Consider the following 19102-nt stretch of genomic DNA (forward strand, 5'->3'; position numbering starts at 1 on the left):
TCAGGTCACCATCTTTCGATATCTGAAGGCCAGTTTCGCGGCCCCGGACCAGCCGCCGAGCGCGTCGAGCACGGCGTGTTTCGCGTTCTCGGCGTGGACCTCCTTCGGGTCGCGATCGATCCGGAAGTACTCCGTGCCGGCGTCGGCGAACGCGCGCGGCAGGTCCTCGAACAGCAGGTCGCGATCGGCCTCGACCGCGTCCATCATCCACGCGTACCGCTCCAGGTTCTGGACCACGAACGACTCTTCGAGCGCGTCGGGATAGGCCCGCAGGGCGTCGGCGTCCGTCCGGTCCCGATCGGCCGCGCGAGCGATCGCGTTGCCGGCGTGGTAGCCGCTCTCGACGGCCATGTTCGTCCCCTCGAGGTGGACGCCGTTGTTGAGCACCAGGCCGGCGGCGTCGCCGACGATCGCCGCGCCGTCGTGGACGAGGTCTGGGATGCTCTCGGCGCCGCCCTCGGGGATGGTCTTGGCGCTGTACTCGACGGTTCGGGCGTTTCGCACCAGCGGCGCGACGGCGGGGTGAGTCTTGAACGCGTTCAGCGTCTCTTCGGGCGACTGGTCGGCAGCGACGGCGTCCTCGATCCGGTAGGCGACGCCGACGCTCACCGTGTCCTCGTTGGTGTAGATGAAGCCGCCGCCGAAGGCGTCGCCGACGGCTCCCTCGCCGAAGTAGTGGTAGGAGACCCCCGCGTCGTCGACCAGACGGAACCGGTCCTCGATGACCCCGTCGCGCTCGGGGAACTCGAGGACCTCCTTGGCCGCGACGGCGACGTTCTCCCGGCGCTCGGTCTCCTTGAGGTTCGCCCCCTCGCTGACCAGCGAGTTGCCGCCCTCCGCGAGGACGACGTAGGGGGCCCTGATCGTTCCGTCGGGCCGATCGGTCTCGACGCCGACGATGCGGCCCCGTTCCCGGACGAGGCCGGTGACGGTCGTTTCGGTCACCAGCGTCGCCCCTGCGTCGACGGCCTGCTCGGCGAACCACTCGTCGAACTCGCCGCGCAAGACGGTGTAGGAATCGTTGTGGGGCTCCCGGTGCCACTCGCCGGGGCGCAGGGAGACGGCGGTCTCGTCCTCGTCGCTCAGCATGCTGAATCGGCGCTCCGCGACGTACCGCTCCAGCGGGGCGTCCTCGAAGTCGGTCAGTTCGCGGATCGTCGGGGTGTACAGGACGCCGCCGAAGACGTTCTTCGCGCCCGGCGACGATCCGCGCTCGATCACGAGCACCTCGAGGCCGCGATCGGCCATCGTCAGGGCCGCGGCGCTACCCGCGAGACCGGCCCCGACGACGATCGCGTCGAACGCGTCGTCGTAGTTCGGTTCGTCCGGCGTGTCGGTTTCGAGTGCTGGACTCATTGTACCACCTCCCCGATCGGTTCGGTTTCGAGTCGCTCGACCAGTGCGGGACAGACCTCGAAGAGGTCGCCCACGATGCCGTAGTCGGCGTGGTCGAAGATCGGTGCGTTCGGATCGTCGTTGATCGCCACGACGGTGTCGCTCTTGTTCATCCCCTCGACGTGCTGGATCGCGCCGCTGATCCCGACCGCGACGTACAGCTCCGGCCTGACGGTCTTGCCCGTCTGGCCGACCTGTCGCGCGCCGTCGATCCAGCCCTCGTCGACCGCGGCGCGACTCGCCGCGAGTTCGGCGTCTATGGCCTCGGCCAGTTCCCGCGCCGGGCCGAGGTCGCCCTCGACGCCGTGGCCGACCGCCACGATCCGATCGGCCTCGGTGATGTCGGCGGTCTCGCCGACCTCCCGTTCGAGGACCTCGCTGACGGCGTCGTCCTCGTCGACGACGACCTCGACGTCGACGATCTCGCCGGCATCGCTGTCGATCCGATCGGGATCCGGTTCGGCCGCCTCGAAGACGCCCGGCCGGATCGTCGCCATCTGCGGGCGGTGTTCCTCGCAGAGGATCGTCGCCAGGATGTCGCCGCCGAACGCCGGCCGGCGGGCCTGCAGGACCCCCTCGTCGTCGACGTCGATCTCGGTGACGTCGGCGGTGAGGCCGGCGTGGGCGGGGACGGCGACCCGGCCCGCGAAGTCCCGGCCCGTGTGCGTGCCGCCGATCAGGACGATCGAGGGCTTGCGGTCCTCGACCATCGCGCGGAACTGTTCGCCGTACGGATCCGCGCGGTAGGGTTCGAAGACCGGATCGTCGGCGACCAGCACGCGATCGGCACCGCGGGCGATCGCTTCCTCGGCCACGTCATCGAGGTCTTCGCCGATCGTCAGCGCGACCAGGTCGTCGCCGGTCGTCTCGGCGAGCGCCTTCGCCTCCGCGAGCAGTTCCCAGGAGACGGGCATCACGTCGCCGTCGTGTTCCTCGACGAACACCCAGACGTCCTCGTACTCGTCCGGATCGATCGCGGGGCCGTCGTCGTCGGTCATGCTCTCACCTCCGTGATGGCCGCGGCGAGGTCGTCGACGTCGTCGACCACCTCGGACTTCCGTTCGACCGGATCGACCGTCTCCATCCGACCGACGGACGTCGGGGAGACGTCGAGACCGACCTCGTCTTTGATCCCGAGGTCCTCGGCGTCCCAGACGGTCGGCTCGAAGTCGTTCTCGCCGTAGATCTTGCGATGCAGTGGGGCCGGTCGGGGGTCGAACTCGCCGAACGCGACGGCGACGACGACCGGCAACTCGGCGGCGACCAGTTCGTACCCGCCTTCAACGTCGCGTCTGGCGACGAGCCTGCCTTCCTCGGGCCGGGGATCGACCGCCTCCGCGTAGGTCAACTGCGCCCAGCCGTTGTGCGCCGCGATCCCCGGCGGAACCTGTCCGGTCGAGGAGTCCGTGGTCTCCTCGCCGGCGACGACCACGTCGGCCCCGAGTTCCTCGGCCGCCCGCGCCAGCGTGAGGCTCGTCGGCCACGTGTCGCTGCCCGCGAACGCGCGATCGGAGATCAGGACCGCGTCGTCACACCCCATCGCGACGGCGTCCTCGAGGATACTCGTCGCGTTCGGCGGCCCCATCGTCATCGCGATCACCTCGCCACCGGCAGCGTCCCGGATCGTCAGGGCCGCCTCGAGGGCGTGCCGATCGGGCCCGTTCATGACCGCGGGCGCACTCGCCCTGTCGAGTCGCCCCGTGTCGGGATCGATGCCGACCTCGTCAGCGTCGGGTACCTGTTTGATCCCGACGACGATTGTCCATGTCATACTATCACCACATTCGGACGTAGGACCGCGAGACGGGAGGTCTACTACGGCAGTTCCAGTCGTGTGGGAACCCCCTTCACGGGTGCGTGTCCTTATGTCGTCTCAGGCGAGTTGCCGCCGGGCGACGGTCCGGCGGTTGACCGCCCCGACGCGGTCCGCGACCGCTACGGCGAGTCGCCGGAACGGCGCGTCGTCCGCCTCGCTCACGCTCGCCACGTCGTGGCCGTCGAACCGGGGCGGTTCCGCAGACGTGGCGATCGTACTCCGATCGCACGGGACGAGTCCGAGCGTCGGACACCCGGATCCGGGACGGCTGAACTGCCACTCGTTCTCTCTCGCCGGGTCGCCGCGTCCGCTCGAACGCCGGGCGACGGTTTCCAGAACGCCCAGCAGAGACGGCTCGAGGCTCTCGAACGCCTCGATCGACGTTCGAACGGCCGCCGGGTCCGCGTCGGCGGACGCGACGGCGATCGTCCCGTCGATCGCCATCGCTTCGACGACGACCTGCGGAACCCGCCCGGTTCCGGCCGGGAGCGTCACGAGCAGGTAGTCCAGCGGCCCCCACTCGAGCGCCTCCAGGACGGGCGGGAAGAGGAGTTCGAGGACGGTCGCCCCGGCCGGCGGATCGTCGCCGGCCGGGATCGCCGGGCCGAGGCGGACGACCGGCACCTCCCGGACGGTCGGGGGGACGATCGGATCGGCCGAGAGGTCCGGCGGATCCGCCGTCTCGATCCACGTCTCGATCCACGTCTCGTCGTCCCCGTCGAGACGGATGTCCAGCACGCCGACGCGAGCGCCGAGCGACGCGAGACCCATCGCCAGGTTCGCGGTCACGAGCCCCGTTTCGGCGTCGGGGTCCGTCGTCCCGATCGCGACCGCGTTCTTGATACCCGGGACGGGCTCTCGCTGGTCGTCGCGATCGGCGTACAGCCGCGGTTCGAGTCCGACGCCGCGGCAGAGTGCACGGATCTCGTCGCACATCGTCCACTCCGCCGGCGACAGCGGCGCGTTGAACGCGAGGGAGACGACTGCGACGTCCGCCTCGACGTGGACGTCCGTCACGAGTCCCAGCGAAACGATGTCGACGTCCAGTTCCGGATCTTCGACCGCACGGAGCCGCTCCCATAGCTGATCTTCCGGTATCATGGTCTCACCCGGGATCGCTATCCCATACGGGAGCGATGGAGACGCCGGACCCAAAACCGCCGGTCCGGTTCCCGGACACTGACGCTGTGGATACACGCGTGCAGGTCATGCCCACTCAGCAAGAACGGTCCCCATCTTATACGATCCTGGCGACGCCAGCCATTCGTATGCCCGCCACGTCCGTCCAGCAATCGACAGGGGGTCCAGAAACGCCGCCGCTCCGGGCGAGGCTCGAGGTCGACCCTGGCCCGAACGCCAACTGCCCGGTCGTTTCGGCGGCGCCGAACGCGGCGGCGGTCACCCGGAGCGTCTCCAGTGGTGGAAGCTGTCACAGCGAGATCACGGTGATCGACGACGGCACCTGCGAGCGATCCTACGTGTCCTCGGCCACGACGGGCGACTGCGTCTGTGGCGCGATCAGCCAGTTCGACTGCGTGTTCGACGTCGAAGCGGTGACTGACGGCTCACTCGTAATTTCGCTGGTCGTCGAGGACCGGCCGTTGCTCAGCCGGATCATCTCCGCGCTCGAGGAGACCGGGGCGACCGTTCGACTCCAGCGACTCGCACACGGAGTGGACGACGGGGACGTCACCCTCGAAATCGACGCGACGGACGTCACGGCCAAACAGCGCGAAGCCGTCGAACTCGCGGTCGAACTCGGCTACTACGATCGGCCACGAACGGCGACGCTTTCCGAACTGGCCGATCGCCTCGGCGTCTCGAAGTCGGCCGTCTCCCAGCGACTCAACGCCGTGGAACTCACGCTGATACGGTCGTTCGTGACGGACTGACCGATGCAATCGATCCCGCTTTCGGGCTTACTGATCCACCATCGCGGGCTGACTCTCCCTCACGATCGATTCGATGAGCGTGGCTTCCGCACCACGGAGCCGCTGGGAGACGGCCGACTTCGATATCGATAGCTCGTCCGCGAGCGCCTCGAGTTCGACGGTCCGCGGCCGATCGTAGTACCCTCGCTCGAACGCCAGGACGAGCGCCTCCCACTGCTTCGGCGTGATTTCGTCGGTATCGATCTCGACGCTCGACTGTCCCGGCGACTCGATCGACATCGACTCTAACCGGACCGCCGGATCGACGTCGTCGATGCAGGTCAGGACCTGCTGGATCGGCTCGATCTCCGTGGCGAGTATCGAGAGGCGCAGCCGCTCGACGTCGTCCCGGTCAGTCATGGCGATCGTACCTCCTCGTGACCGACGGCCGCGGATCGATCCGGTTCCCTGTCTCGTGAACCCCGCCGGCCGGAGACGTACGCTTCTCGCGGCGTGGACCGATCGCCCGTGGGATCGATCGACCGGGGGCCGCACGAGACTGCTCCGGACGGTGCGCCGTCGGAGTGATGGCCACGTAATCGTTCATACGAACACTTCGTCCGCGATCGTCGTGGCCCTCCGGCTGAATAATACAGTCGTTTATATCAGTCGGGGGCGTTCGCAGGGCGAGCCGACCGAATCGACGATCATTCCCGACGATCGCTTTCGAGCCGAACCGACCCCCGAGTTTCGGACCCCGCGTACGCGTCACGCTCGATCGATCCCGCGGGCGATCGACCCGTGCCGTAAGAACGCCTGCAATATGTAGCGATGGACCGTTTTGACTCCCGGTCGCAGCTTCACGTGCGAGGTGACCGACCATGTCTACGAACACGATGCGGCTGGACACCCGTCTGTTCGGGCGGGAGGTATCGTACGGGCTCGACGGCCCCTGGGCCAGCTACTGGCTGGTCTTCCTCCGATTGATTACGGGCTGGTGGTTCCTCTCGGCCGGGCTCGGAAAAATCGTCGAATACGGCCTGCTCTACGACGCCGAGGGGTGGTTGTTGCACGCGACCGAGGGATCGATCGTCTACCCGGTCACCGAGTGGTTCGCGCTGAACGCGGTGATCATCCCGAACTTCATGGTTCCGTGGGGCCAGTTAGCGATCGGGCTCGGGCTCATCTTCGGATGTCTGACTCGGCTGGCCGCGGCCAACGGTGCAATCCTGATGTTCTTCTTCTACTTCGGGGGCACCGGCTGGGAGAACGGCTTCGTCAACGGCGACCTGCTGGGACTGTTGCTGTTCCTGACGATCATCGTCTTCGCTGCTGGTCGCGTCTGGGGTATCGACGCGTACCTCGAACAGACCGACGCCGTGGAGAAGCGACCCTGGCTGCGCTACCTGATGGGCTAATACGAGGTGAACAACAATGACCACAGATACACTGACGACCGCCGATCGCATCGCCATGCTGCTCGGGGGCGGCCTGGTCCTGCTCGGGACCATGATCCTCGGGTTCGTGAACGTGATCTCGAACGCACCCCACATGCCCGTCGTGGAAGAGGGTACCGTCGTCGCGACGCCGGTGGTCTCGCCGGACCTCCGGGCGTACGTCATCGCCCTCGGGCTACTGGTCTGGCTGGGCTTTGCGATCTACAAGCTAACGCGGGCCCCGTCCGTCGAGGTCGAACAGCAGACCACACCCGCAGCCGACTGAACGGCTATAGTAGCCACTGAAAGTCAATGCACACCTGATCGCAGGACTGCGTTGCGATCAGTGTGTAAATCGTTTCAGTGGCTACTATAGACAAACAGCGACTCGGTCGCCGCCCGATTTTTCGATCGTCGAAATCCGGACCGCCGGTCGCGATCAGTAGAACTCGCGGACGAGGTCCATCGCGTCGTCGGGCGCGCCGTCCGGAATCTCGGACATGTTCTCGGTGACGCCGTGCTGTTCGTGGTACGGGACCGAATTCTCTTCCTTGTACATCACGCCCTGGAACTCCTTCTCGCCGTCGAGGATGACTTCCTTCGCGGCCTCGTAGTCGGTCGGGTCGTGGCCCTCCTCCTCGAGGTCGACGAGGGTGTCGCGGAAGTAGTCGTAGGTGTCGACGTCGTTGAACGTGACGCAGGGGCTGAAGACGTTGACGAAGCCGAAGCCGTCGTGCTCGATCGCTTCCTGGACGATCTCCTGGTGGCGGAGGGCGTCGGAGGCGAACGACTGGGCGATGAAACTGGCTCCGGAGGCGAGCGCGAGCGCGAGCGGGTTGACCGGGGGCTGTTTCGGCCCTTCGGGGGTCGTCGAGGTCTCGAAGTCCGATCGCGACGTCGGCGAGGCCTGGCCCTTGGTCAGCCCGTAGATGCGGTTGTCCATGACGACGTAGGTCATGTCGACGTTGCGGCGGACGGCGTGGACGAAGTGGCCGGCACCGATCGAGTAGCCGTCGCCGTCCCCACCGGCGACCATGACCTCGATGTCGGGCCGGGCCATCTTGACGCCGGTGCCGACCGGGAGCGCACGGCCGTGGACCCCGTGGAGGGCGTAGCTGTGCATGTAGGTCCCGATCTTGCCGGAACAGCCGATCCCGGCCACCACGAAGGTGTTGTCGGGATCGTTGCCGGTGTTCGCGAGGGCTTTCATCATGCCGTTCATCGTCCCGAAGTCGCCGCAGCCGGGACACCACGTTGGCTGTTTGTCGGACTTGAAGTCGGTGAATCTGACGTCGGAGCTCATTATGCGGGCACCTCCTCGGTGAGTTTCTGGGTAATCTCTTCGGCGAGTTCGTCCGCCTTGAAGCGAACACCCGTGTACTTGTTGATGCGCTTCACGCGGGTAAGCACGTCGTGTTCGATCACGTCGGCGAACTGGCCGGTCGCGTTACATTCGACGACGATCGTCTCGTCTGCGGCCTCGATCTCGTCGCTCAGGTCGGGGCGCGGGAAGATGTAGGGGACCGAGAGCACGCGGACGTCGATGTCGTCCTCCTCGAGGTAGTCGAGCGCCTCGACGAGCGCGCCCTCGTTCGAGCCCCACGAGATGACGAGGTTGTCGGCGTCGGAGTTGCCGAATTCACGATACTCCCAGGATTCCTGTTCTTTGGCCGTCTCGACCTTCCGGTTGCGCTTGTCGACCTGCTGGACGCGCTCGTCCTCGTCTTCGGTCCGGCGACCGAGTTCGTCGTGTTCGAGCCCCGTGCTCATGTGAGCGCCGTCGGTCGCGCCGGGGATGGCACGCGGGCTGACGCCGTCGTCGGTGACGGCGTGGGCGCGGAACCGACCCTGGGCGTCGAGCCACTCGTCGACCTCGTCCTCGTCGACGAGTTTGCCGCGATCGATCTCGACTTCGTCCATGTCGAAGGCCTCGGGCGGGAACGTCTGTTCGGTGACCGACATCGCGAGGTCGGAGACGAGGAAGACCGGCGTCTGGTACTTCTCGGCGAGGTTGAACGCCTCGATCGTCTTCCAGAAGCACTCGGTGATCGACGTCGGCGCGACGACGAACCGCGGCACCTCGCCGTGGCCGCCGTACAGGGCCATGTTGAGGTCGCCTTGCTCCTGTTTCGTCGGCATCCCGGTCGAGGGACCGGAGCGCTGGACGTCGGCGATGACCAGCGGCGTCTCGCTGGTCGCGACCAGACCGAACGTCTCGGTCATGAGGTCGATCCCGGCCCCGGACGTCGCGGTCATCGATCGGGCACCGCCGCGGGCGGCCCCGAGCGCCATGTTGATCGCCGACAGCTCGTCCTCGGCCTGGACGACGTGGCCGCCGTAGTCCTCGATCCGGCCCGTCAGGTACTCCATGATCGACGTCGCGGGCGTGATCGGGTAGCCGGCGTAGAATCGGCAGCCGGCGGCGATCGCACCCATGCCGATCGCCTCGTTGCCGTTCAGGAGGACGTAGTCCTCGTCGGTCGTCTCGAGATCGTATCCGAGGTGGTCCAGGTCGTAGTTCTCCTGGACGTACTCCTGGCCGAGGCGAGCCGCTTGCTTGTTGTTCTCGACGATCTTCGAGCCCTTGCCACCGAAGCGCTTCTCGAGGGACTCGTCGAGGTACTCGACGTCGAAGCCGGTGATCTCACACGCGGCACCGAGCGCGACGACGTTGCGCATGATGGCCCCGCCAGCGTCCTCGGCGAGCGACTTCAGGGGGACGTCGACGGCCGTCATCTCGTCGGGAATCTCGGCCTCCCACGAGCGTTCGCCGTCGTAGATGATGGCGCTGCCCTCGTGGAGTTCGTCCAGGTTCTCGTCGATCGTCCGCTGTGTCAGCGCGACGAGAATGTCCAGCCGATCGACGACGCTCTGGACGTCGTCGACCGCGGTCCGGATCTTGTAGGCCGTGTACCCCCCACGGATTCGCGACGCGAAGTCTTTCGACGTGAATACGTGCCGTCCGGCTCTGGAAAGGGCCTGGGCAAAGATTTTCCCAGTGGAGTCGATTCCGTCCCCGGCCTCGCCTCCGATCGCCCAGTTGAGATCCTCAGCCATGTTAGGGCGAAACTTGCCCGCCACCTATGAAAAGGCTTCTGAAACCCCGGCCATACACCCGCGACAGCGGCCCATATATTCACTCGACGACGAAAAACTCCGCTCGATTCGAACGGAATCCCTTTTGAGGCTCCTGGCGAACTGGTTCGACATGAAGGGGACGCCAGTTTCCGTCGAATCGGTCCGCGAGGTCGGCCCGGATACCGTCGCACTCGAACTCGAGACGCCCGCCGGGTTCGACGCCGTGCCCGGGCAGTTCGTGTTGCTCCGTGCGGTCCCCGGGAGCGACGACCAGCAGGACGTCGACGAGGACGACGTCGTCATGCGCCACTACACGCTCTCGTCGCCGTCGGTCGGGGACACGTTCGAGATCACCGTCGGGATCGATCCGGACGGCGACCTCTCGCCGTGGCTCGCCGATCTGGACGGCGGCGAGACGGTACACGTCGAGGGCCCGTTCGGGACGATCACCTACGAGCGCGACTGCGATGTCGTCGCGATCGCGGGCGGCCCGGGCGTGGGTCCCGCGGTCGCGATCGCCGAAGCGGCCCACGAGTCTAGTCACGGCGCGGCCGTCATCTACCAGGACGACGACCCCGCCCACGTCGATCGCCTCGAGGCGATCGAAGCGGAGGGCGTCGACGTCCGGTTCGTCGAGGAGGACGCCCCCGACGAACTCGCGGACGCGATCGCAACCTCCCACGACGAAGGGCAGGTCTACGCCTTCGGCTTCGAAGACTTCGTGCGGGCCGCCGCGGACGCGATCGACGACGCGGGCGGCGATCCGGACGACGCGCTGATCGAGAACTTCGGCTAGGCTCCGAGACCACCCTCGTCGCGATACAGTCGGAGCGAGCGTCGGTCGTCAGGTACTGGCTCGTGGCGCGGTCACTGTCCGTCGCAAGACGTGTCACTGTTCCGTCGCAAGCACAGTCTCTACGCCCCCTCGCGTGGTGGGTCCAGTCATGGACGACATCGTCGACGACGACCTCGAAATCCAGCGCGATCTGGGCGAAGCGACGATCGTCTACGAGGAACCGGATGAGGGGACCGTCCGGAAGACGGTCCCGAACGAACACATCGCCTACTTCCAGGACCACTGGATCATCAAGACCGACGAGGACGAGGAAGGCCACGACATCGTCCGACGGATCCCCTCGCGGCGGGTCCACTACGTCGAGCGATCCGTCGAACAGTTCGAAGAGGAAGTCGAGACGCTGATCGATCGGGTCCAGTCGTTCGCCAGCGAACTCGGGACGAAGATCCCGGTCGGTGGCGGAAGTGACGATCGCGAACCCGTCGAACCGCACCGGATCGACGTCGAACGGGAGGGCGACGACGAGGGCTGAGCCAGCGACTCGACTCGAGTCTCGATCGACCTCCTGACTCAGTGTTCGACGAACTCTATCAGGATCCCGCCCGTATCCTTGGGATGCAGAAACGCGACCTCGTGGCCCCACGCGCCGGGGCGGGGTTCCTCGTCGATCAGTCGCACGTCGTGCTCGCGCGCGGTCTCGAGCGCGCCCTCGACGTCGTCCGTCGCGAGCGCCAGGTGGTGGATTCCCGGGCCGTTGGTCTCGAGATAGCTCGCGATGGTGCCGTCCTCGATCGGTTCGAGCAGTTCGAGGTAGCCGTCGTCGCAGTCGAGGAAGACGACGCGCATGCCGTCGAACTCCTCCTCGTGGGCGACCTCGAGGCCGAAGAGGTCGGCGTACAGTTCCGCGAGACCCTGTGCGTCGTCGGTCGCGATACCGGCGTGATCGAAGTGCATCGTGTCGTACTCGACGCGGGGTACGTGTTACTGTTGGGATTTTTCGTGCGGTATCCGGTTCCGGCGTCGAGGGCGCGCTCAGCGCAGGCCGATCGCGGCGGCCAGCCGATCCCAGACGCCGCCCATCTCCGCGACGGTCCGCATCTCCTCGTCGGTCAGTTCGAAGTCGAAGACGTCGGCGTTCGCCGCGATGTGCTCGCGGCTCGACGCCTTCGGAATCGGCGCGACGAACGGCTGCTGGAGGAGCCACCGGAGCGCCACCTGGGATGCAGACTTGCCGTCCCGCTCCCCGATCGCCGCGAGCCGATCGTCGCCCGGCACCGCGCCCTCGGCGAGCGGGCTGTAGGCCGTCAGGCAGATCTCGTGGTCGACGCAGTACTCGAGCAGATCGTCCTGGTGGTGGTAGGGGTGGTACTTCACCTGGTTCGTGACGATCGGCGTCTCCGAGAGCTGTCGAGCCGTCTCGAGTTGATCCACGGAAAAGTTGCTCACTCCGATATGGTCGACGAGGCCCTCGTCCTTGAGTTCGTTCATCGCCTGAAGCGTCTCTTCGAGGGGCACGTGGGACCGCGGCGCGTGAATCAGGAGGAGATCGATCGTCTCGAGTCCGAGCCGATCGAGACTCGCCCGCGTCGACCGGTGGACGTCCTCGAACCCGAGGTTGCCGGTGTCCACCTTCGTCGTGACGAAGACGTCGTCCCGATCGACGCCGCTCGCCGCTATCGCGCGGCCGACGGCCTCCTCGTTGTCGTACATCTGGGCGGTATCGACGTGGCGATAGCCGACCTCGAGCGCGATTTCGACGGCTCGCTGGCACTCCGCACCCGTCATCCGTGCAGTCCCGAACCCGAGCGCCGGAATCGTCGCCCCTCCCGCGTCGATCGTGGCTGTCGAGACGTCGCGATCGGACTCCATACCGACCATTCGTCGAAGGCGATATTCAACGTCAGGCCCGCATTGTGATACGGTTTACTGTGAGTCATTTCCGGCGCAACCGCGATCCGGGCGGCGGTTGCGCCGGTAACTCGTTACAGCAATCCGTATGAGGCCGGATCCGAATCCGGTCCCCACGATCCGGTCACCGACTGCCTTGCTCGCGCCGGCACGGTACTCAACACCGCGACGCCATTACGATCGAGTCACACCGTCCGATCGAACTGGCGGGATTCGGTCCCTCTGACCGCCGTTCTTGCGGGTTCCCACCTCCCGCGACGCATCTCTCAGACAATGGCAACCGACGACTACGAACTCTACGATCGAATCGATCGATTGGCCGACGTCACGGCCGACCGCGACGTCCTCGTCAGCAGGGCCGTCACGCCCGAGGCATCGATCGGCGAGGCGCGCCAGCCGGTCGAAACCGACTACGCCGAGGCGACCCAGCTCGACGAGCGGTCCGACCCCAGACAGCTCGTCGACGCCCTCGAAACCGTCCGCAGCGAACTCAACGAGTACGACGAACTCCCCGAGAACGGGCTCGCGATCTACGCCGGCGTCCCCGACGACGACCTCGTGACGGCCGTCTTCGACGATCCGCCGGCGCCGATCGCCCAGTCGACCTACGAGCACGCGAACGAGTTCGACCTCGACCCGCTGGCCGAGGTGACGGAACCGTCCTCGACGCACGGCCTGCTCGTCGTCGAGCGCGGCGGGGCGGCGCTCGGCCGACTGGACGACGAGGGCGTCGAGGTGATCGACAGCTTCGACAGCGACGTCCCCGGGAAATCGAGCGCCGGCGGCCAGTCGGCCGAGCGGTTCGAGCGCGATCGCGAACGGCAGAAACGCGACTTCTTCGACACCGTCGCCGAGCGCGCCGCGCAGTCGTTCCTCGGCGACGACCCCGTCGACAGCGTCCTGCTCGGCGGGACCATCGGCACGATCGAGGCGTTCCGCGACGAAGCCGACCTCGATCATCGTCTCGCAGACCGACTCGTCGATACCGAATTCGCGATCGAGTACGCGACCGAACAGGGGCTGCGAGAACTCGCCGAAAAGGGCCGGGAACACCTCGACGATCGCGAACGCGACGAACCACGCGAGCACCTCGATCGGTTCTTCGCGGGGATTCGCGACGACGAAGAACCGATCGCCTACGGCCGCGAGGAGGTCGACGACGCGCTCGAGTACGACGCCGTCGAGACGCTCTTGCTCTCGACTACGCTGGACGGGCGGTCGTTCCGCGAACTCGGCGATCGCGCCGACGAACAGGGCGGCGAAACGGTCGTCGTTCCGGACGACTTCGCCGATGGCGACAGGTTCGCCGACGCGTTCGACGGCGTCGGGGCGCTGTTGCGGTTCCCGATCGAGTGAGGACGATCGGCTCCCCCTCCTGATTTGGGCCAAGTGTTTTCCAACCGAACGGCGGCTAGTGAGTATGAGAAGCGAATCCGACGTCACGTACGTCGACAAAGTCTGTGCGTACATCACTCGTGGCCGGGACGAGTTGCTCGTGTTCGACGGCCCCGGACACGACGATCTGCAGGTTCCGAAAGGCACGATCGAGACCGACGAGGTCCCGCGGGCGGCACTGGAACGTGAGGTCGAGGAGGAGAGCGGACTCAGCACGCTTCGATCGATTCGCCACGTCACGAGCGACGTCTGGACCCGCCGGCATCGGCCGCCGAAGAGATACAACCGGCACTTCTTCCACGCGACGGTGGACGACGATCGGGACGGCTGGACCCACCTCGTCACCGGCGACGGCGAGGAACGGGGATCGACGTTCGAGTACTCGTGGATCGATCTGCGGTCGAGCCGCGAGTTCGCGCTGGCACTCGACGACTATCTCCATCTCGTCGAACGATCGGCGTCACCGGTGTGATCGATCCGGAACCGATCGATCTGCCGAGAGCGTCCGAGCGGAAACCGGACCGTCTCTACACTGCGCTGCCGGGCTGGTACTCGCCGAACTCGTCGCGCAGGACGTTGCAGATCTCGCCGACGGTGGCGTAGACCTTCACCGCGTCGATGATGTACGGCATCAGGTTCTCCTCGCTGCGGGCGGCCTCGCGCAGGGCCTCGAGTGTCGCGTCGACGGCCTCGTCGTCGCGCTCCTCGCGGGTCGACTCGAGGCTGTCGATCTGGCGCTTTTGGTCCTCCTCGGTCACTTCTTCGACGTCCATCTCGGGATCCTCGTCCACCTCGAACTCGTTGACGCCGACGATGATTCGTTCTTTCTCCTCGATCTCCCGCTGGCGATCGAAGGCCGTGTCCTGGATCTGGCGCTGGACCCACTGCTGTTCGACGGCGTCGAGCATCCCGCCGCGCTCCTCGACCTCGTCGAGAATGTCGTAGGCCTCGGCCTCGACCTCGTCGGTGAGCGACTCGACGTAGTAACTCCCCGCGAGGGGATCGATCGTGTCGGCCGCACCGGACTCGTGAGCCAGGATCTGCTGGGTGCGGAGCGCGGTCCGGACGGACTCCTCGGTCGGGAGTGCGAGGGCCTCGTCCTTGCCGTTGGTGTGGAGGCTCTGAGTGCCGCCGAGCACCGCCGCCAGCGCCTGGTAGGCGACGCGGACGACGTTGTTCTCGATCTGCTGGGCGGTGAGCATCGAGCCCGCGGTCTGGGTGTGGAACTTGAGTTGCTTGGACTTCGGGTTCTGGGCGTCGAAGCGCTCCTCCATGATGTCGTGCCACATCCGCCGGGCGGCGCGGAACTTGGCGACCTCCTCGAAGATGTTGTTGTGGCCGTTGAAGAAGAAGGAGAGCTGCGGCGCGAACTCGTCGACGTCGAGGCCGGCGTCGATCGCCGCCTGGACGTACTCGATGCCGTTACCCAGCGTGAACGCGAGTTCCTGTGCGGCCGTCGACCCGGCCTCGCGGATGTGGTAGCCGGAGATCGAGATCGTGTTGAACTTCGGCGTCTCCTCCGCGCAGAACTCGAAGATGTCCGTGATGATCCGCATCGACGGCTCCGGCGGGTAGATGTAGGTGTTGCGGGCGATGTACTCCTTCAGGAGGTCGTTCTGGATCGTCCCGCGGAGTTCCTCGCGATCGACGCCCTGCTGGTCGCCGACGGCGATGTACATCGCCAGCAGGACGGAGGCGGGCGCGTTGATCGTCATCGAGGTCGAGACCTCGTCGAGCGGGATACCGTCGAAGACGGTTTCCATGTCGTCCAGGGAGTCGATCGCGACGCCGGCCTTGCCGATCTCCCCGGCGGCCATGTCGTCGTCCGAATCGTACCCCATCTGGGTCGGCAGGTCGAACGCCATCGAGAGCCCGGTCTGGCCCTGGTCGAGCAGGTAGTGGTACCGCTCGTTGGTGTCCTCCGGCGTCGAGAATCCGGCGTACTGACGCATCGTCCACAGCCGGCCGCGGTAGCCAGTCGAGTAGACCCCGCGCGTGTACGGCGGCTCGCCCGGATTGCCCAGGTCCTCCTCGTAATCGAGGTCGGCGACGTCGGCCGGCGTGTAGAGCCGATCGACCTCCTGTCCCCCCGTGTCCGTGGTAAACGTCTCCTGGCGCTCGCCGAACCGATCGAGCACCGGCTGGACCTCCTCCTCGTGCCACTCCGCCTTGCTGGCACGGATCTCCTCGAGTTCGTCGGAATCGAACATTATGATTATCGAGGCTCGGGTGGGGCTTCAAGCTTGATGAACTCGTGTGGGTCGGTCGCACCGTTGTCCGTCGTCGATCGGTGACCGTCGTCTGCGGCCGAAAGCCGCTCACACCGGACACTCACTGCGATCGATACTGGCGTTTTTGTCCCGACCCGTCGATGGTCGCCCATGGAGTCGTCCGTGCCGCGGCCCGGCGATCGCGACGGGGGAGACCGCCGTCGGGCCGCCGCCTCCGTCGCCCCGTTCCTGGCGCTCGGACTGGCGAACGTCCTGGTGCTCCTGTGGTGGGGGCTCGATCCCCTCTGGGCGTTCATGATCCTGCCCCCGATCCTGGCTATCACGGCGATCGGCTGGGTCGCCGTCCGGTACGGCTTCCACGAGGGGCCGCCGGGGCCGAACACCTGAGCCCGCGATCCGCTCGTCGTCCCGATCCTCGTCCGGGCGAGTGTCGTCTCTCGTCGCCGGTCACCGACCCGTCTCGTCAGCTACCGGCCCGTATCGTACTTGTACGTCGCACTCTCCGGATCGATCCCGAAGTCCTCGGCGGACTCCTCGTCCGACCCCTCCTCGCGTTGCTCGGGGGCGCGTTTGAACGCCTCGCGCAGTCGATCGGGCATCCGGAACCGATCGATCTCGATCGCGAGCGGAACCGCTTCGGGATCCGTCCGATCGCGTTTGGCCGACAGGCGATCCCTGAGCGCGGCAGGTAACTGCGACTCCTCGATCCGCCGGAAGCCGAACTGGGCGAGGTAGGCGCTCTCGCCGGTCAGCGCGTAGACCCGCTCGAACCCCTCGTCGCCCGCGTACTCGAGGAGGCGCTCGACGACGTGGGCGCCGACGCCCTGGTTTCGCCAGCCTTCGAGGACGCCAATGCTGGTCAGTTCACAGACCGCGTCCTGACGGTCCTCTCGATCGTGGTCCGCCGACGAGTCGTCGAGTTTGTGGATGCGGATGCGGCCGAACCCGGCTTTCTCTCCGGAGGTCTCGTCGACGGCGATGACGTAGTCTCGCGAGCGGAACGCCGTGTCGTCGAGCTCCATCGACTCGATGTGATCGAGAAGCCACACTTCTTCTCTGTTTTTCGCGTCCCGCACGTACATGATTCGACGTAGGGGACCTGTGGCCAAAAGCATTTGTGGGGGTCCACCGATCGAGCCGTCTCGATCGCGAGGCAGGGGCTCACGACGGGGGTCCCGAGCCCGGGGTCTTCTCCCGATCGATTTCCGGTGGTAGAAAATTTACATGTCTCTACGCAGAGAGGGACCCTATGTCACGATCGATCGACGATCCGCTCGAAGCGCTGGCGAATCTCCCGACGATCGCACACCCGACCGTCTCGCCGGCCGGCGAAGAAGTCGCCTGCTACTACGACGTCACCGGGCGAAACGAACTGCACGTGATCGACGTCGAGACCGGCGAGCGGACGCGGTGGTCCGACGGCGAGGTGCCGCGAAACGCCCGCTGGTTCGTCCAGTGGGACCACGACGGGGACCGCGTGTTCTTCCACCGCGACGAGGCCGGCGACGAACAGAACGACATCTACGCGCTCTCCCGCGACGGCGCGGTCGAACCGATCGTCGAGATGGGCGGCCAGAACGTCGTGTCCGACGTCGCTCCCGACGGCGAGTCGCTCCTGTTCGGTTCGACCCGCGACGGCCAGATGAACGTGTATCGTCAGGTCTTCGGCGGCGGGGCGACGAAGCTCACCGACTACGATCGGGCCGTCTGGGGAGCGATCGAGGCCCCGACGGGCGATCGGATCGCCTACGCGACCAACGAGACCGACGACTTCGACAACCGCGACGTCTACGTCGCGAACGCGGACGGCTCCGACCCCCGGAACCTCGAGATCGGCGCGGTCGGTGCCGAGGCAGTCCCCGTCGACTGGGGCCCCAACGGGTCGCGATTGCTGGTCGCGGACAACACCGAGGACCTCGGGCGAGTCGGCGTGTACGACACTGCGACCGACGATTCCGGGGCGATCACCTGGTACGGCGTCGGCGAGTACGAGGAACGGCCGGTTTCGTTTCTCTCGGGCGGCGAGGAGATTCTCGCGGTCCGAACCCGCGGCCCCCTCGCAGTGCCGATCGTCTACGACGTGGCGACCGGCGAGGAACGCGAACTGGACCTCCCCGAGGGGGTCACGTCGCTGCCCCCGATGGGGCCGTCCGAGTACGCCGTCGCCGGCGATCGGCTGCTCCTGCAGCACACGACGCCGACGCGTCGACCGGAACTGCTCCTCTACGACCTCGAGACGGACGAGTACGAGACGCTGCTCGAAGCCGAGTACGGCCCGTTCGAACCCGCGGACTTCGCCGACGCGGAGTTCGTCCGGTTCCGATCCGACGGCGTCCCGGAGACGCCGGCCAGGGCCGTCGACCACGCCCCCTCCGAAGAACTCGAGATCGGCGCGCTCCTGTACGACTCTGGCGAGCGACCCTCGCCGCTCGTCGTGAATCCCCACGGCGGGCCGCGTGCTCGTGACGACAAGTCGTTCGACCTCTACACGCAGGTGCTGGTCTCGCAGGGCTTCTCGGTCCTGCAGGTCAACTACCGCGGCTCGACGGGGCGCGGCCGCGAGTTCGTCGAACGGCTGATCGACGACTGGGGTGGTGCGGAACAGGGCGACGTGGCGACTGCCGTCGAACACGTCCTCGAGACCCGCGACTGGCTCGACGACGATCGCGTGGTCGTCTTCGGCGGCTCCTACGGCGGCTACTCGGCGTACTGGCAACTCGTGCAGTACCCGGACCTCTACGACGCGGGGATCGCCTGGATCGGCGTCACCGACCTCGAGGACATGTACGAGAACACGATGCCCCACTTCCGTACCGAACTCATGGAGAAGTACCTCGGGACGCCCGACGAGAACCCCGATCTCTACGCGGAGCGATCGCCGATTACACACGTCGAGAACCTCTCGGCCCCGCTGCTGATCGTCCACGGCGTCTCCGATCGGCGCGTCCCGATCTCGCAGGCCCGGCGCTTCCGCGACGCGCTCGAGGACGCCGGCTACGAGCGGGGTCCGAACGGCGACTTCGAGTACCGGGAACTCGGCGAGGAAGGACACGCCTCGACCGACCAGGACCAGAAGCTTCGCATGTTCCGGCAACTCGGTGAATTCCTCGATCGGCGCGTGCCGGATCGTCCCGAAGGCGAGTAAGCGCGACCGTCCGGGCTCACTCCGTTCACGC

Annotated in this window: 20 protein-coding genes; 9 read left to right on the forward strand and 11 right to left on the reverse strand. The window is 66.5% G+C overall.

All coding sequences use genetic code 11. The annotated features are described in order from the left end of the window. The 4 genes from MUN73_RS15770 to MUN73_RS15785 all read right to left on the reverse strand — a co-directional run bounded on the left by MUN73_RS15770 (window position 1) and on the right by MUN73_RS15785 (window position 4312). Window positions 1-1356 (reverse strand): FAD-dependent oxidoreductase, encoded by a 1356-nt coding sequence (locus MUN73_RS15770; protein ID WP_250141467.1) that lies wholly within the window; start codon window positions 1354-1356, stop codon window positions 1-3. Beyond that, window positions 1353-2393, reverse strand: a complete 1041-nt coding sequence (locus tag MUN73_RS15775) for an electron transfer flavoprotein subunit alpha/FixB family protein (RefSeq protein WP_250141468.1) — start codon at window positions 2391-2393, stop codon at window positions 1353-1355. Before MUN73_RS15775 ends, MUN73_RS15770 begins: the two co-directional genes overlap by 4 nt. Continuing rightward, complete coding sequence (locus tag MUN73_RS15780) at window positions 2390-3166, reverse strand: electron transfer flavoprotein subunit beta/FixA family protein (protein ID WP_250141469.1); 777 nt, start codon at window positions 3164-3166, stop codon at window positions 2390-2392. The genes MUN73_RS15775 and MUN73_RS15780 overlap by 4 nt, the downstream gene beginning before the upstream one ends. A gap of 102 nt (window positions 3167-3268) precedes the next feature. Continuing rightward, window positions 3269-4312: a P-loop NTPase gene (locus tag MUN73_RS15785; protein ID WP_250141470.1), complete on the reverse strand. Its 1044-nt coding sequence runs from the start codon at window positions 4310-4312 to the stop codon at window positions 3269-3271. Between the two features lie 167 nt (window positions 4313-4479). Between MUN73_RS15785 and MUN73_RS15790 the strand changes: the two genes are divergently transcribed. Further along, window positions 4480-5103 (forward strand): helix-turn-helix domain-containing protein, encoded by a 624-nt coding sequence (locus MUN73_RS15790; RefSeq protein ID WP_250141471.1) that lies wholly within the window; start codon window positions 4480-4482, stop codon window positions 5101-5103. Between the two features lie 27 nt (window positions 5104-5130). Here MUN73_RS15790 and MUN73_RS15795 read toward each other — a convergent pair whose 3' ends face one another. Next, on the reverse strand, window positions 5131-5502 hold the full coding sequence (locus MUN73_RS15795) for a helix-turn-helix domain-containing protein (RefSeq protein WP_250141472.1): 372 nt from the start codon (window positions 5500-5502) through the stop codon (window positions 5131-5133). Window positions 5503-5963: 461 nt separating this feature from the next. Here MUN73_RS15795 and MUN73_RS15800 point away from each other — a divergent pair, with 461 nt between their 5' ends. Beyond that, on the forward strand, window positions 5964-6500 hold the full coding sequence (locus tag MUN73_RS15800; protein WP_250141473.1) for a DoxX family protein: 537 nt from the start codon (window positions 5964-5966) through the stop codon (window positions 6498-6500). A gap of 16 nt (window positions 6501-6516) precedes the next feature. Next, a complete protein-coding gene (locus tag MUN73_RS15805) occupies window positions 6517-6804 on the forward strand; it encodes a hypothetical protein (protein ID WP_250141474.1) in 288 nt (95 codons plus the stop codon). A gap of 153 nt (window positions 6805-6957) precedes the next feature. Here MUN73_RS15805 and MUN73_RS15810 read toward each other — a convergent pair whose 3' ends face one another. Next, on the reverse strand, window positions 6958-7821 hold the full coding sequence (locus MUN73_RS15810; RefSeq protein ID WP_250141475.1) for a 2-oxoacid:ferredoxin oxidoreductase subunit beta: 864 nt from the start codon (window positions 7819-7821) through the stop codon (window positions 6958-6960). Next, complete coding sequence (locus tag MUN73_RS15815; protein ID WP_250141476.1) at window positions 7821-9575, reverse strand: 2-oxoacid:acceptor oxidoreductase subunit alpha; 1755 nt, start codon at window positions 9573-9575, stop codon at window positions 7821-7823. Before MUN73_RS15815 ends, MUN73_RS15810 begins: the two co-directional genes overlap by 1 nt. Before the next feature lie 151 nt (window positions 9576-9726). On the opposite strand from MUN73_RS15815, the gene MUN73_RS15820 reads away from it, so the two are divergent. Both MUN73_RS15820 and MUN73_RS15825 read left to right on the forward strand, forming a co-directional pair. Next, a complete protein-coding gene (locus MUN73_RS15820; RefSeq protein ID WP_250141477.1) occupies window positions 9727-10392 on the forward strand; it encodes an FAD-dependent oxidoreductase in 666 nt (221 codons plus the stop codon). 157 nt (window positions 10393-10549) lie between these two features. After that, a complete protein-coding gene (locus MUN73_RS15825) occupies window positions 10550-10924 on the forward strand; it encodes a hypothetical protein (RefSeq protein WP_250141886.1) in 375 nt (124 codons plus the stop codon). 38 nt (window positions 10925-10962) lie between these two features. On the opposite strand, the gene mce is transcribed toward MUN73_RS15825, so the two are convergent. Continuing rightward, complete coding sequence (mce, locus tag MUN73_RS15830; RefSeq protein WP_250141478.1) at window positions 10963-11346, reverse strand: methylmalonyl-CoA epimerase; 384 nt, start codon at window positions 11344-11346, stop codon at window positions 10963-10965. Between the two features lie 78 nt (window positions 11347-11424). Next, window positions 11425-12261: an aldo/keto reductase gene (locus tag MUN73_RS15835; protein ID WP_250141479.1), complete on the reverse strand. Its 837-nt coding sequence runs from the start codon at window positions 12259-12261 to the stop codon at window positions 11425-11427. Window positions 12262-12573: 312 nt separating this feature from the next. On the opposite strand from MUN73_RS15835, the gene MUN73_RS15840 reads away from it, so the two are divergent. Further along, window positions 12574-13656 carry a Vms1/Ankzf1 family peptidyl-tRNA hydrolase gene (locus tag MUN73_RS15840; protein WP_250141480.1) on the forward strand — a complete coding sequence of 361 codons (1083 nt, stop codon included), beginning with the start codon at window positions 12574-12576 and terminating at the stop codon, window positions 13654-13656. A gap of 64 nt (window positions 13657-13720) precedes the next feature. Next, entirely contained in the window at window positions 13721-14167 is a 447-nt protein-coding gene (locus tag MUN73_RS15845) for an NUDIX hydrolase (RefSeq protein WP_250141481.1), read from the forward strand. A 55-nt stretch (window positions 14168-14222) separates the two neighbouring features. On the opposite strand, the gene MUN73_RS15850 is transcribed toward MUN73_RS15845, so the two are convergent. Then, window positions 14223-15905 (reverse strand): acyl-CoA mutase large subunit family protein, encoded by a 1683-nt coding sequence (locus MUN73_RS15850; protein ID WP_250141482.1) that lies wholly within the window; start codon window positions 15903-15905, stop codon window positions 14223-14225. A 171-nt stretch (window positions 15906-16076) separates the two neighbouring features. On the opposite strand from MUN73_RS15850, the gene MUN73_RS15855 reads away from it, so the two are divergent. Continuing rightward, window positions 16077-16313, forward strand: a complete 237-nt coding sequence (locus MUN73_RS15855; RefSeq protein WP_250141483.1) for a DUF8142 family protein — start codon at window positions 16077-16079, stop codon at window positions 16311-16313. Between the two features lie 80 nt (window positions 16314-16393). Here the strand turns inward: MUN73_RS15855 and MUN73_RS15860 are convergent, their stop codons facing one another. After that, window positions 16394-17008: a GNAT family N-acetyltransferase gene (locus MUN73_RS15860; RefSeq protein WP_250141484.1), complete on the reverse strand. Its 615-nt coding sequence runs from the start codon at window positions 17006-17008 to the stop codon at window positions 16394-16396. A 167-nt stretch (window positions 17009-17175) separates the two neighbouring features. Between MUN73_RS15860 and MUN73_RS15865 the strand changes: the two genes are divergently transcribed. After that, window positions 17176-19071 (forward strand): S9 family peptidase, encoded by a 1896-nt coding sequence (locus tag MUN73_RS15865; RefSeq protein ID WP_250141485.1) that lies wholly within the window; start codon window positions 17176-17178, stop codon window positions 19069-19071. Window positions 19072-19102 lie beyond the last annotated feature (31 nt).

Source organism: Halosolutus amylolyticus (assembly GCF_023566055.1).
Taxonomy (GTDB): Archaea; Halobacteriota; Halobacteria; order Halobacteriales; family Natrialbaceae; genus Halosolutus; species Halosolutus amylolyticus.